At 55.4% G+C, this 13,760-nt stretch carries 14 protein-coding genes; 5 read left to right on the forward strand and 9 right to left on the reverse strand.

Annotated elements, in window-relative coordinates; translation table 11 throughout:
* The 5 genes from phoU to FWJ25_RS16360 all read right to left on the reverse strand — a co-directional run bounded on the left by phoU (nt 1) and on the right by FWJ25_RS16360 (nt 5,543).
* Nucleotides 1-732: a phosphate signaling complex protein PhoU gene (gene phoU / locus FWJ25_RS16340; RefSeq protein ID WP_149601336.1), complete on the reverse strand. Its 732-nt coding sequence runs from the start codon at nt 730-732 to the stop codon at nt 1-3.
* A gap of 34 nt (nt 733-766) precedes the next feature.
* Nucleotides 767-1,660: a phosphate ABC transporter ATP-binding protein PstB gene (pstB, locus tag FWJ25_RS16345; protein WP_149601337.1), complete on the reverse strand. Its 894-nt coding sequence runs from the start codon at nt 1,658-1,660 to the stop codon at nt 767-769.
* 10 nt (nt 1,661-1,670) lie between these two features.
* On the reverse strand, nt 1,671-2,948 hold the full coding sequence (gene pstA / locus FWJ25_RS16350; RefSeq protein ID WP_149601338.1) for a phosphate ABC transporter permease PstA: 1,278 nt from the start codon (nt 2,946-2,948) through the stop codon (nt 1,671-1,673).
* Nucleotides 2,941-4,329, reverse strand: a complete 1,389-nt coding sequence (gene pstC, locus FWJ25_RS16355) for a phosphate ABC transporter permease subunit PstC (protein WP_149601339.1) — start codon at nt 4,327-4,329, stop codon at nt 2,941-2,943. Before pstC ends, pstA begins: the two co-directional genes overlap by 8 nt.
* A 158-nt stretch (nt 4,330-4,487) precedes the next feature.
* On the reverse strand, nt 4,488-5,543 hold the full coding sequence (locus FWJ25_RS16360; protein ID WP_149601340.1) for a substrate-binding domain-containing protein: 1,056 nt from the start codon (nt 5,541-5,543) through the stop codon (nt 4,488-4,490).
* A 205-nt stretch (nt 5,544-5,748) separates the two neighbouring features.
* On the opposite strand from FWJ25_RS16360, the gene FWJ25_RS16365 reads away from it, so the two are divergent.
* Complete coding sequence (locus tag FWJ25_RS16365) at nt 5,749-6,153, forward strand: acyl-CoA thioesterase (RefSeq protein ID WP_149601341.1); 405 nt, start codon at nt 5,749-5,751, stop codon at nt 6,151-6,153.
* A 36-nt stretch (nt 6,154-6,189) separates the two neighbouring features.
* Here the strand turns inward: FWJ25_RS16365 and FWJ25_RS16370 are convergent, their stop codons facing one another.
* The gene (locus tag FWJ25_RS16370; RefSeq protein ID WP_149601342.1) at nt 6,190-7,356 is read right to left on the reverse strand and encodes an MFS transporter; all 1,167 of its coding nucleotides are present in this window, start codon (nt 7,354-7,356) and stop codon (nt 6,190-6,192) included.
* 179 nt (nt 7,357-7,535) lie between these two features.
* Between FWJ25_RS16370 and FWJ25_RS16375 the strand changes: the two genes are divergently transcribed.
* Nucleotides 7,536-8,552, forward strand: a complete 1,017-nt coding sequence (locus FWJ25_RS16375; RefSeq protein ID WP_149601343.1) for a permease — start codon at nt 7,536-7,538, stop codon at nt 8,550-8,552.
* 28 nt (nt 8,553-8,580) lie between these two features.
* Nucleotides 8,581-8,817: a thioredoxin family protein gene (locus FWJ25_RS16380; RefSeq protein WP_149601344.1), complete on the forward strand. Its 237-nt coding sequence runs from the start codon at nt 8,581-8,583 to the stop codon at nt 8,815-8,817.
* Between the two features lie 3 nt (nt 8,818-8,820).
* On the opposite strand, the gene arsJ is transcribed toward FWJ25_RS16380, so the two are convergent.
* The 3 genes from arsJ to FWJ25_RS16395 are packed head-to-tail and all read right to left on the reverse strand — an operon-like array spanning nt 8,821 to nt 11,827.
* Nucleotides 8,821-10,014, reverse strand: coding sequence for an organoarsenical effux MFS transporter ArsJ (gene arsJ / locus FWJ25_RS16385; RefSeq protein WP_149601345.1), 1,194 nt, complete (start codon nt 10,012-10,014; stop codon nt 8,821-8,823).
* A gap of 1 nt (nt 10,015) precedes the next feature.
* Entirely contained in the window at nt 10,016-11,020 is a 1,005-nt protein-coding gene (locus FWJ25_RS16390; protein WP_149601346.1) for an ArsJ-associated glyceraldehyde-3-phosphate dehydrogenase, read from the reverse strand.
* Between the two features lie 45 nt (nt 11,021-11,065).
* Entirely contained in the window at nt 11,066-11,827 is a 762-nt protein-coding gene (locus tag FWJ25_RS16395) for a metalloregulator ArsR/SmtB family transcription factor (RefSeq protein ID WP_149601347.1), read from the reverse strand.
* An 89-nt stretch (nt 11,828-11,916) separates the two neighbouring features.
* On the opposite strand from FWJ25_RS16395, the gene arsH reads away from it, so the two are divergent.
* Both arsH and arsB read left to right on the forward strand, forming a co-directional pair.
* Nucleotides 11,917-12,633, forward strand: a complete 717-nt coding sequence (gene arsH, locus FWJ25_RS16400; RefSeq protein ID WP_149601348.1) for an arsenical resistance protein ArsH — start codon at nt 11,917-11,919, stop codon at nt 12,631-12,633.
* A gap of 26 nt (nt 12,634-12,659) precedes the next feature.
* A complete protein-coding gene (gene arsB / locus FWJ25_RS16405) occupies nt 12,660-13,682 on the forward strand; it encodes an ACR3 family arsenite efflux transporter (protein WP_149601349.1) in 1,023 nt (340 codons plus the stop codon).
* Nucleotides 13,683-13,760 lie beyond the last annotated feature (78 nt).

A 13,760-nucleotide genomic window follows, 5' to 3' on the forward strand; every position in this document is an offset into this window, starting at 1 on the left:
TCAGGAGTTATCCTGTGTAACCAGCTTTTCCATGTCTTCAAGACTGGTATGACGGACGTCTTCGCCTTCCACCATAAAGATCACATTTTCTGCAATGTTGCAGGCGTGATCACCAACCCTTTCCAGAGCCCTCAGAACCCACATCAACGACATGCAGCGGGAAATGTTACGGGTATCTTCCATCATGAAGGTCAGCAGGGTCCGGGCAGCGGCCTGGTATTCAGCATCAACATTCTTGTCTTCTTTCTTCACCCGCAGAGCCTGACTCGCATCCAGGCGGGCAAAGGAGTCCAAGGCCTCGTGAAGCATACCCAACACATGATTGCTGATGTGCCTGACTTCAATATACCCGCGCGGAGCCTGCCCTTCCTCAGACAGTTGCAGAGCCAGCTTGGCAATTTTCTTGGCTTCATCGCCAACCCGCTCCAGATCCGCCACCATTTTGATGACTGATACCACAAGGCGCAGATCCCGGGCAGTCGGCTGACGACGGGCAATGATCAGGGTCGCCACTTCGTCCAGATCCATCTCCATCTGGTCTACTTCTCTGTCCCTGGTTCTTGTTTCATCTGCCAGGTGACCATCACTGTCCATCAGCGCCTGGACTGCATTTTCGACTTGCTGCTCAACCAGCCCCCCCATTTTGAGAAACTGGGCCTTGAGCTCCATCAGTTCATCATTAAACGCGTGGGAGGTATGATCTCCGTAAGTCTCATCCTTCGTATGAGGCATAGTACTTGTTCTCCAATGTTACCAGAGCCCGGAATTAACCGAAGCGGCCAGTGATGTAGGATTCCGTCATGTTATGCTCCGGAGAAGTGAACACCTTGTTGGTTTCATTCACTTCTACCAGATGACCGAGATGGAAATAGGCTGTGCGGTGGGAGACCCGGGCCGCCTGCTGCATTGAGTGGGTCACGATGACAATCGTATAGCTCTCAGACAACTCGGCAATCAGCTCTTCCACTTTTGCGGTAGCAATCGGGTCAAGCGCAGAACAGGGCTCATCCATCAGTACCACTTCCGGGCTCACGGCAATGGTTCGCGCGATACACAGCCGCTGCTGCTGGCCACCAGACATACCGGTTGCAGTTGCATCCAGACGATCTTTCACCTCGTTCCACAAACCCGCCTTACGCAGACTGTTCTCGACGATGTCATCCAGGTCGGATTTGCGATTGGCCAGACCATGGATGCGGGGACCGTAGGCTACATTGTCGTAGATCGACTTGGGGAACGGATTCGGCTTCTGGAACACCATACCCACACGCGCACGCAGCTCCACCACATCCCGGGAGGGGTCATAAATGTCGTTATCGTCCAGCTGCAGGCTGCCTTTGACCTTACAGATATCGATACTGTCATTCATGCGGTTCAGGCAGCGCAGAAAGGTCGATTTACCGCAGCCGGATGGCCCGATAAACGCAATAACCTCGTTACGGGCGATATCCAGGCTGATGTTCTTGATGGCCCGGGACTCACCGTAGAAAACTTCAACATTCCGCAATTTGAACTTGGGATCGTCGGAATACGGCGTACCAACCGTTACACCTTCCTCAAGTTCAGCTTCCGCAGGGCGCTCCTCTTTCACCGGAGCTACTTTATCTTCCACCACACCTGCACCTGTTTCGCTGGTTACTGTTGGGTTCATAGTATTCATAATGTGCTCCTTACCAACGGCGCTCAAGACGTTTACGCAGCCAGATGGCCAATGCATTCATGGAAATCATAAAGGCCAGCAGGACCATGATTCCGGCGGAAGCCAGCTCAATAAAGCCCTGTTCGGCGCTACTGGCCCATAGGTAAATCTGTACCGGCAACACAGTGGCTGAACTGAAGAAACCATCTGGCACCTCAACAATGAAGGCCACCATACCAATCAACAGCAGCGGTGCGGTTTCACCCAGAGCCTGAGCCATACCAATAATGGAACCGGTCATCATGCCAGGCATCGCCAGGGGCACAACGTGGTGCAGTACCACCTGCATCTTGGATGCGCCCATGCCCATCGCCGCTTCGCGAATGGAGGGCGGCACACTCTTAATGGCCGCTCGACTGGAAATGATAATGGTCGGCAGGGTCATCAGCGCCAGCACCAGACCACCGACGACCGGCACCGAACGGGGCATGCCGAATAATCCGATAAACATCGCCAGGCCCAACAGGCCAAAGATGATGGATGGAACCGCCGCCAGGTTATTGATATTCACCTCGATAAAATCCGTCAGGCGATTCTGAGGCGCGAATTCCTCCAGGTAGACCGCTGCCGAGACCCCCACGGGGAAGGCAATCACCAGGGTAACGATCATTGTCAGCAGTGATCCCATGATCGCGCCGAGAATACCCGCGTTAGTGGGCTCCCGGGAGTCGCCACGGCTGAACAACACGTCGTTGAAGCCGGTATCGATTACCCCTTTCTCTACCAGTTCATCCACCCAGCCTTTCTGCTGATCAGACAAACGCACACTGTAGGCTTCATCCCCGGCGTGTTTGACATACACCGACACGGTGTCGTGCACCAGGAATTCCAGAGTCTGGGTCGACCCCAGCAAACCGGGATTATCCACCAGCAGATCCTTGATCTGGTTTCCGGCATAGCTGCCAACCAGGCGGCTCAGCTGTCGGACGTCACTACGCTCGGTGGCCTGAGGGAAATAACCTTGCAGCGAGGCAATGATCGGTGCCTGAAAATCCGCCATGGACATCTGATCCTTGTCCGTGGGGTCATCCAGGTACATGGCCTCACCATCGAGAGTCACGTCCAGAGTGATTGTTGTCTTGATAAAGCCGGTGTAACCCTTGCCAATGATGTCGACAAACAGCAGCAGCAGTGAAGCCAGAGCAACGGCGATAGCCACCCGGCCATACATCCGGAACCTACGCTCCTTGCGGTAACGTTTCTTCAGCGACTGGCGAACAATCTCCGCCTGTGAACCTTGCTCAATCATACTGTTCCCTATACTTGCGAACGACGTGCAGCGCGATGATGTTGAGGATCAGGGTGACAATAAACAGCATCATACCCAGAGCGAATGCGGCCAGTGTCTTGGCACTGTCGAACTCCTGGTCACCCGTCAGCAGAGTGACAATCTGAACCGTCACGGTGGTTACCGAGTCCAGCGGATTGGCGGTGAGGTTGGCCGCCAGGCCCGCTGCCATAACCACGATCATGGTTTCGCCGATTGCCCGGGAGGCGGCCAGCATGATGCCCCCCATAATGCCCGGAAGGGCTGCCGGGAAGATGACATTCTTCATGGTTTCGGCCTGGGTTGCCCCCAGAGCCAGCGAGCCATCACGAAGATTCTGAGGTACCGCGTTAATGACGTCGTCCGAAAGCGAGGATACAAACGGGATAATCATGACCCCCATCACCAGGCCTGCAGCGAGGGCACTCTGCACAGAGGCATTCAAGCCAATCATGTCAGCCACACCGGCTATGAACGGCGCCACGGTCAAAGCTGCAAAAAAGCCGTAAACAACCGTCGGAACACCCGCCAGCATTTCCAGCAGCGGCTTGATGATGGCGCGGCCACGCTTCGAGGCGTATTCAGATAGGTAGATGGCAGACATCAAACCAACCGGCACCGCCACCAGCAATGCAATCGCAGAGATCAGCAGAGTCCCGGTAAACAGCGGGATCATGCCGAAAGCCCCGTCCGAACCGACCTGATCTGCGCGCAGGGCTGTTTGCGGACTCCAGCTAGTGCCAAACAGGAACTCGGTGATCGGCACCTTGCCAAAGAAACGCACGGTCTCGAAGATGACTGACAGGACAATGCCCACGGTAGTCAGGATGGCCACAGCCGCGCAGGCGAAGAACAGCCAGCGTAACGTTCGCTCAACATTCTCCCGGGCATTGATGTGTGGCTGCACCCGTGTCCATGCAAACGCAGACCCCAGAACGGCGATCAGGATCACCAGAGTCGTTTTAAAGTTGCTGCTTTCTGCCCGGAGGTTTTGCAGCAAGTCGGCCGCACCGAGCACAGCTTCAGGTACCCGAGTCGGATCCAGCTTGCCTTCTGCGACGTTGCTGATCTGAGACACGATCAGGCTCGCCTCTCCCGGAGACTGTGGAGCCACTTCCGCAGGCAACGAAGACACCACCATGTTCTGGATAACCTTGCCTTCAAATGCGGCCCAGGCACCCAGTAGAATCAAGGCTGGAATGGCGCACCACAATGCTGCCCGGGCAGCATAGTAAAACGGTAGCGCTTTGAGATTGCGGATTCCTCCCAGTGGCTCGGCCACCGAACGCGACCGGGTATAAGCCAGCGCGTAGGCGACGACGGCAATCACCAGAACCAGGGGAAGCAGGTTGGCCGTTTGCATAGAAATCTCTGTGTCGTGTGAGTGTTGAGGTTAAGCCCGCTCAACGTTTTTTTCCGGGCCAGATCGCAGCCCATTTTATCTCTTTCAAAAGCGACAAAAGAACGCGAACCTTCAGGCACGCGCTCTCTTGTTATCATCCATGATTGATTCAGCCGCTATTACAGATCAGCAGCAGTCATCGGAGTCAGGCTCTTAACACGCTTAACTACTTCCATGCGAGTTTTGCGCGGGTTCGGGATCAGGCCTACGTCTACCAGGTAGCCGTTGTCACCCCATGCACCTTCGCTGGTGAACTCGCCAACGTACTCTTCGATGCCAGGAACAACACCAACGTGGGCGTTCTTGATGTAGAAGTACAGGGAACGAGCAACCGGGTAAGCTTCGTCAGCGATGGTTTCCGGAGTCGGGCTCACACCGTCAATAGTAGCAGCCTGGATCTTGGAAGCATTTTCCATCAGGAAGCTGTAACCAAAGATACCAAATACGTGCTTGTCCTGCTCCAGACGCTGAACGATCAGGTTGTCGTTCTCACCCGCTTCGATGAACGGACCATCTTCACGCATGCTGTGACAGATGCTCTTGTACTTGGACTTGTCCTGCTTCTTGACTGCTTTGATCCAGTCGTAGCTCTTACAGCCACCTTCCATCGCGATCTCAACGAAGGCGTCACGGGTACCGGAAGTCGGCGGCGGACCCATTACGATAATTTCTTCGTTCGGCAGGCTGGAGTCGATGTCGCTCCACTTCTTGTACGGGTTAGGAACCAGCTTTTCGCCGCCCTTGGGATCAGGAACGTCCTTGGCCAGGGCCAGGAAGATTTCCTTCAGAGTCAGGTCAACCTTGGCGCCTTCTTTGGAGTTGGCGATAACGATGCCGTCAGAACCGATCTTGACTTCAGTGATCGCTTCAACACCGTTGCTGGCACACAGCTCGATTTCGCTCGACTTGATGCGACGGGAAGCGTTGGTGATGTCCGGGTGCTGAGTACCAACACCGGCACAGAACAGCTTCAGACCACCGCCGGAACCGGTAGACTCGAGCTTAGGAGTCGGGAAGTCGGTGTTGCGACCAAAACGCTCGGCAACAACGGTTGCGAACGGGTAAACAGTGGAAGAACCCACGATGTTGATAGTATCGCGAGCCATAGCCGGGGCGGACACAGCTGCAATGCTGCCAGCCAGGGCAACAGAAGCAACAACTGATTTAAGCTTCATCACGTCAAGTCTCCATATATTTGGTTTGGACGTTGTCTTGATCTCGGATCTGCTTTACCGATGGATGCAGACTAATGACTCTCTATGACAGCTTTGTTACAGCCCCTGAAATATAGTCACGATTGAGGAAAATAGCTTGCAGCGCGGCCTCAGGCCATTAACATGCGGGGTTAAAACAATTCCAGACTCTTAAAAGGCACGTTCCATGACAGCATTAGACGACGATAAACCCGCCCCCCGTGGCGAACTGACAATCCAGGTCATCCCGCTTCCTTCCGACACCAATGCCAACGGCGACGTTTTTGCCGGATGGCTGGTCAAACAGATGGATATTGCCGCAGCCACCATGGCCGGGCGTATTTCCCAGGGCCGTAATGCAACGGTTGCTATGGATCGTATGGAGTTCCTGTCGCCACTGCGAGTTGGTTCTCAGGTAGGCTGCTATTGCGAATTGGTGGACATCGGTCGGAGTTCGATGAAAATCAGCGTAGAAGTATGGACTCTGGACCGCACCGCCAAAAACCCGCGGAAGGTTACCGAAGGTCTGTTCGTCTATGTTGCCATCGACGAACACGGACGCATCCGCGAGGTTCCAGAGCAGAACCGTTAAGGCAAGATCGCCAGTTTTCAAAGAAGGACGCCCGGATCAGCTTGCCCGTCGCAACGACCACAAGCCGAACACCGGTCCGGGCACCAGCAGTAACACCACCCAGACACCCCACTCCGCCCAGAGACCGCTGGTCAACCATATAGCGGGCAATGTCAGGCCAAATCCTACCGCATTCATGACCGCCAGGGATGAACCGACCGATTCTTTCGGAGCAGCAGCCGAGGCCAGGGCAGAAAACTGGGGAGAATCCGTCACCACGGCCACACCCCAAACCAGCAGCATAACGATAAGCAAACCCGCGGGCAGGCTATGCAACCAGGGATAAACAATGCACATCCCCCCGGACACCGTCAGTGCCCATCGGGCCACCCATGCACTACCCTTTCTACGGCTCAGCCATCCACCGAAGAAACAGCCGATACCGCCAATACCGATAATCGCAAAGGAGAACCAGGGGATAAGATCATTACCTATTCCCAGGCGCACCAACTCCCTTCCGGCCAGCAACGGCACCAGAGTCCAGAACGCATAGAGCTCCCACATATGCCCGAAATACCCCCCGGCAACTGCCCGGAAGTCGGGTATACGCAATGCTGCCAGCCCTTGTCGTAAAGGAATCGGGCCACGGCTGGCCGGCAGGTGCGGTCCATCTCCCAGCAGGAATACCAGGGCTCCACCCATCAGCGCGAGAATAGAGGCTCCAACCATTGGCCATTCCCAGGGCATCCCGGGAGTCGCCCCGCGCATCAGGTGAGGCAGAGCTGTGCCCAGTGTCAGCATGCCAACAAGCCAGGCCAGCGCGGAACCGGCATACTTCGGCGTCCAGGCGATCACCATTTTCATACCCAGGGGATAAATTCCGGCAAGGCAGAGACCGGTTATAAAGCGCAGAATCAGGGAGAGCTGCGGTTCTCCGGCAACGGAAACAAACACAGCGTTGGACAGCGCCCCCACCAGGCACGCCACGGCAAACATACGGCTGGCGCCGAACCGGTCAGCCAGGCCCGTCACCGCGAGGGTCAGCGTTCCGGCAATGAAACCGGCCTGAACAGACAGCGTCAACTCGCCCAGAGACTCTTCCGTCAACCCGAACTCCGCCGCCAGTGACAACCAGACACCATTGATGCTGAACCACAGCGAGGTGCCAAACAACTGGGCCAGTACGATAACCGGCAACGGGTAGCGACGCAGGAATGCCATCATTGTTTTTCTTCTGTTAAAAGGTAATACCTCCACTCTAAAGGTACAGGGGCCGATTTACCCATGCTACTTTGGTGTCTTGCTTCAGATCAGGAAGTGATCCTGCAACCGCGTATATCATTCTGTCGAGCGGATCATATTTCCAGCGACTTGTCGCTTACGCCATAGGGGTTACCGCAAGGATGTTGTCCATATTTACCCATCTCGCCACCTGGCTCACCTACGATCTGATGGGATTGTCCCCGACGACCCGTCTTGGCAGTGCCATTCATTTTTTTATAGAAGACACCACCAAAATTCTGTTCCTTCTGGTCGCAATGATCTACGTGATTGCACTGGCCAGAGCATCCCTCAACCTGGAGCGGGTCCGCGCCTACATCCAAAGAAAAAACCGCCTGCTTGGCTATATGTTCGGTTCAGCGTTCGGGGCCATCACACCATTCTGCTCCTGCTCCAGCATTCCACTGTTCCTCGGGTTCACCAGTGCCGGCATTCCCCTGGGCATCACCATGGCGTTTCTGTTCACCTCCCCCATCATCAACGAAGTCGCGGTGATCATGCTTTGGAGCCTGCTTGGCTGGAAGTTCACCATCGCCTATATCGTGGTTGGCATGGCAGTGGGCATTGTCGGCGGCATGCTCCTCGATGCGTTCCGGGGCGAACGCTGGCTGAAGGACTTTGCCGCCAAGGCCTACCAGAATGCAACCAGGAACAATGACCCCCGGACTCCCCTGGAAGACATACCGGAAGCACCAAAACTGACCCTTCGCGAAAGACACCACTTTGCAAAGGAAGAACTTAAGGAGATTGTTGGCCGGATCTGGAAATGGGTATTTATTGGCGTCGGCCTCGGCGCCGCCCTGCATGGTTTTGTTCCAGACAACTGGTTTGCCGAAAACCTGGGCTCCGGCCAGTGGTGGAACGTACCCGCTGCAGTCTTTGCAGGCCTGCCTCTATACTCCAATGCCACAGGTGTTATCCCGGTAATGGAAAGCCTGATTATCAAAGGGTTGCCTGTGGGCACCACCCTGGCGTTCTGCATGAGCACCGTAGCAGCCAGCTTTCCGGAATTTGTTATGCTGAAACAGGTGATGACCTTCCGGCTCCTGGCCACAATATTCGCCATCCTGCTGACCAATTTCATGATCGTGGGCTGGATCATCAACACCATCAGCCCCTGGCTGTTTACCGGCTTATGATGCCTGACCCAAGGAATGAGGAAACAGAATGACTACTGTCGAAGTGCTCGGTACGGGCTGCAAGAAATGTGTAAAAACCGCAGAGAAAATCTCGGCCGCCGCAACAGAGTTGAGCCTGGACGTTGACGTGATCAAAGTAACCGACCCGGTAAAAATCATGGAATATCAGGTCATGTCGACGCCGGCGGTGGCTGTAGATGGCAAGCTCGTGCATTCCGGCTCCATCCCCGAGCACGACCAGATCATCAGCTGGCTTACCCCGTAAGTCTCAGGCTAGTGCAGGTCTCTGGTCGGGCAACAGCACTGACAGTAAAGCCGCTGTTGCCACCAACCCAGCCGAAATCCATAAACAGGCTTCCAGTCCGTAGGCCTGATACACCCATCCCGACAGAACAGTCCCTAACAGCCTGCCTGCCGCATTCGACATATAGTAGAAGCCCACATCAAGTGACACCCCGTCGCCTCTGGCATAGCTGACAATAAGATAGCTGTGCAGTGAAGAATTGATAGCGAAAACCACGCCGAACAGCAACAGCCCGCCAATCAGCACCACCTGCAATGACCAATCCGCCGTCAGCCCGACAGCTATGCCTGCAGGAATCAGCGCCAACACCGTCGCCCAGAATACCGCCGACTGCCGGCCCTCCCGGTTTCCGGTAATACGCGGTGCAACGGCCTGGATAAAACCATAACCAATAACCCAGCAGGCCAGGAAGCCGCCGACTTTCCAGAAATCCCATCCGAACACAGTATGCAGATACACAGGCAACGCCACCACAAACCAGACATCCCGGGCCCCGAACAGAAACATCCGGGCAGCAGAGAGCACATTAATGGCGCGGCTCTTGGAGAACATATCTGTAAACTTCGGTTTGGCCTTGCTCTTGCCCAATTCCTGCTTGAGCAGGAACAGACTGACCAGCCAGACGCCGCCAAGCGCAACAGCCATTGCCACCACGGCACCGGCAAACCCGAGCGTCATCAGCAACACGCCGCCGAGGAAAAAGCCCACACCCTTCAGTGTATTCTTGGAGCCAGTCAGGATCGCTACCCATTTGTAGAGCTTTCCCTGCTGTTCGTCCGGCACCAGCAATTTAATGCCACTTTTGGCGGACATCTTGTTCAGATCCTTGGCGATGCCCGAAAGCGCCTGCGCAGCCATGACCCAGGGCACCGTGAGCATCGCCGCCGGCACCGCCAGCATGCCCAACGCCACAATCTGCAGGAACAGGCCCAGGTTCATGGTCCGGTTCAGTCCGATACGAGCGCCCAGGTAGCCACCCACAAGGTTAGTGACCACCCCGAAAAACTCGTAAAAGACAAACAGCAGCGCAATCGCCAGTGGCGAATAGCCCAACTGGTGGAAATGCAGGACCACCAGCATCCGAAGAGCACCATCCGTCAGGGTGAAGGCCCAGTAGTTGCCAGTGATAACAAGGTACTGACGGATGGCAGCTGTCATATCAGGCGAGCCCCACCCGACGGGCAAGCTCGGCTGTGCGGTTGGCGTAGCCCCACTCATTGTCATACCAGGCGTAGATTTTCACCTGGGTGCCATTGACCACCAGCGTTGAAAGCGCATCCACAATGGACGAACGCGGATCAGTTTTGTAATCAATGGAAACCAGAGGCCGCTCTTCATAACCGAGGATGCCTTTAAGCTCGCCGTCCGCAGCTTCCTTGAGCAAGCGGTTCACTGTCTCGCTATCCGTTGGCTGATCGACTTCAAAAACGCAGTCCGTCAGGGACGCGTTGGTTAATGGAACACGAACAGCGTGCCCATCAAGGCGCCCCTTCAGCTCAGGAAATATCTCAATAATGGCTGTGGCAGAACCGGTGGACGTGGGAATCAACGAACTACCGCATGACCGCGCCCGGCGCAGGTCTTTATGAGGCGCGTCAATGATGGTCTGGGTGTTGGTCAGGCTGTGGATGGTGGTGATTGAGCCGTGCCTGATCCCCAGTTTCTCGTGGATCACTTTTACAACTGGCGCCAGGCAGTTAGTGGTGCAGGATGCAGCCGTTACAATCCGGTCGTTCGCCGGATCGAAGATGTCATCATTCACCCCTACCACGATGTTTTTCGCGCCAGCTTCCTTGACCGGTGCGGTAACAACAACCCGCTTTACCCCCTGATCCAGATAGGCCTGCAAAACACTCACCTTCTTGTTCACACCGCTGGCCTCAATCACCAGGTCGCAACCGGACCAGTCTGTGTCGCTGATGGCTTTGTTACGAGTGACCCGAATGCGCTGATCACCAATAACGATGTCCTCACCATCAGCATTCGCCTGTTGAGCCCATGTCCCGTGGACACTGTCAAAATTGAGCAGATGAGCGAGAGTACCCGCATCCGCACCTGGGTCGTTGATGGCCACAAACTCCATCTCAGGCCAGCCCCAGGCTGCACGCAGTGCCAGACGGCCAATACGGCCGAATCCGTTGATTCCTACCTTGATCTTACTCATGACGTACTCCCGTCAGATACCATCTGTCAATCAAACACAAAAACATTACGGACATGGGACACCCGGGCGCTCGGACATTGCCTCAAGACGCCGCAACGGAATCTCTACCAACTGTCGACTGTTATCGGCGGCCGCGTTGACAATCTGCGCCACCCAACCGGGCATTTCCGAGTCGATCGAGTAATAAATCCATTGCCCACGGCGCTCCGCATTGAGCAGGCCAACTTCTTTCAGTGTAGACAGGTGCCGGCTTACCTTCGGCTGCGGTACATCAAAGGCCTCTGTAAGTTCGCAGACACAGAGGCTTCCCTGATCACGGATAAGCAACAACGCCGCCAACCGGAACTCATCCGACAGCGCCTTAAACAGTGCGACAGGATTCTCAGCCGAGAGTTTCCGCGTGACTTTTTGATGCACTGTGGCGAACAGCTTGATGCGTTCTTTCAGGTCTTTGAGTGTTAAAACGAAGGTGCCATGACGGTTAGTCGCTGCGGGATCGGGAAAATCCCACGCAATCTGTTGGGCAGGCTGACAGATGGAACCACATTCCCGAGTTGCTCGCTCGCAAAGCATGATGACGTAGTCCCAGTGTTGATTTTCAACCTCCTGCAGAGGCTTGCTGCTCAGGCCTTCAGTGGGAATACCCGCTTCAGACAGAACCTGCAAAGCCAACGGGTGAGGAGCGGCAGGTTCCGTACCGGCACTAGCCACTTCAAACTCGTCCCCTGCCATTTTCCGGAGCAACGCTTCAGCCATAAGAGAGCGCGCACTGTTGGCCGTGCAAACAAACAATACTCTGCGCTTCATATTCGACTCCACGAATATTCTATTTTTCGAATATCTATTTTGATGCATAATAGTTGTGCTCAAGAATCAAGTAAAGGACCCACACCACAATGAACCCGGACGACATTCCGAATATTGATCCCGGCCTGTTTTCAGCTCCGACCTCTGAACAGGTATTTGCCAAGACAGCATCCAGCCATCCGCCTCGAATTCTCCTGCTCTACGGATCGCTGCGGGAACGTTCATTCAGCCGTCTGGTTGTGGAGGAGGCTTCCCGCCTGCTGGAAGCAATGGGCGCGGAAACCCGCACCTTCAATCCGTCGGGTCTGCCGCTGGCAGATGCAGAGGACGCTTCCCACCCCAAGGTTCAGAAGCTTCGTGAACTGACTCAATGGTGTGAAGGCATGGTCTGGTGTTCCCCGGAACGCCACGGGGCCATGACCGGCATCATGAAGACCCAGATTGACTGGATTCCACTCTCTCTGGGCGCCGTTCGTCCCACTCAGGGCAAAACCCTGGCGGTGATGCAGGTGTGCGGTGGTTCCCAGTCATTCAACGCGGTCAACCAGCTCAGGGTATTGGGCCGGTGGATGCGGATGGTGACTATTCCAAACCAGTCCTCCGTACCCAAGGCGTTCATGGAGTTCGACGAAAACGACCGAATGAAACCATCGCCCTATTACGATCGCATCGTCGACGTGATGGAAGAGCTGGTAAAGTTCACTCTGTTGATCCGCGACCGCAGCGATTACCTGACGGACCGCTATTCTGAGCGGAAAGAAACGGCGGAAGAGCTTTCTCGCCGGGTTAACCAAAGGTCCATCTGACAATTTCGCGGAACAAGGAAGAGAACATGGGAGTTTTCGAACGTTATCTGTCGGTATGGGTCGCACTGGCCATCGTTGCTGGCGTGGCAATTGGCCAATGGGCACCGTCAGTACCCGAAACCCTGTCCCGGTTCGAATACGCCCAGGTTTCCATTCCCATCGCCATCCTCATCTGGGCGATGATTTTCCCGATGATGGCGCAAATCGACTTCAGTGCCGTGGTTGGCGTTCGAAGAGAGCCCAAAGGCCTGGCGATTACCACCATCGTAAACTGGCTGATCAAGCCCTTCACCATGTTCGCCATTGCCTGGTTTTTCCTGACCGTGGTGTTCAGCCCATGGATAGCACCTGATCTCGCGCGGGAATACCTTGCTGGAGCCATCCTGCTGGGCGCAGCGCCCTGTACCGCTATGGTTTTCGTCTGGAGTTATCTGACCCGGGGCGATGCCGCTTATACGCTGGTTCAGGTTTCCCTGAATGACATCATCATGCTGTTTGCCTTTGCCCCGATTGTGGTTTTCCTGCTGGGAATTTCCGACATTCAGGTGCCCTGGAATACGGTGATCCTATCGGTGGTTCTTTATATTGTCATTCCACTCACTGCCGGCTACCTGACCAGGCGCATCCTGATCGCCCGCCACAATCAACAGTGGTACGACGACGTTTTCATGAAACGGCTGGGCCCGGTTACGCCGGCCGCGCTGATCGTGACACTGGTACTGCTGTTCGCCTTCCAGGGCGAAGTTATTCTGAACAACCCACTCCATATTGTGCTAATCGCAGTTCCGTTGATCGTGCAGACGGTGTTTATCTTCCTGCTGGCCTACGGCTGGGCAAGGCTGTGGAAGGTTCGCCATTGCATTGCCGCCCCCGGCGCGATGATTGGCGCCAGCAACTTTTTTGAGCTGGCCGTTGCCGCCGCTATCGCGCTCTTTGGGCTTCAGTCCGGAGCGGCACTGGCCACCGTAGTCGGCGTTTTGGTGGAAGTCCCTTTGATGCTGGCACTGGTACGAATCGCAAACCGGACCCGAGACAAGTTCCCATCCTGATCCATGTACCCCTCGCCATACAGGGAGGGCTACATCCCTGTAACTGTTCAGCCTGCGGGCGCCCTGCTAATATCCAGC

The sequence above is a fragment of the Marinobacter salinexigens genome (assembly GCF_008370345.1).
Taxonomy (GTDB): domain Bacteria; phylum Pseudomonadota; class Gammaproteobacteria; order Pseudomonadales; family Oleiphilaceae; genus Marinobacter; species Marinobacter salinexigens.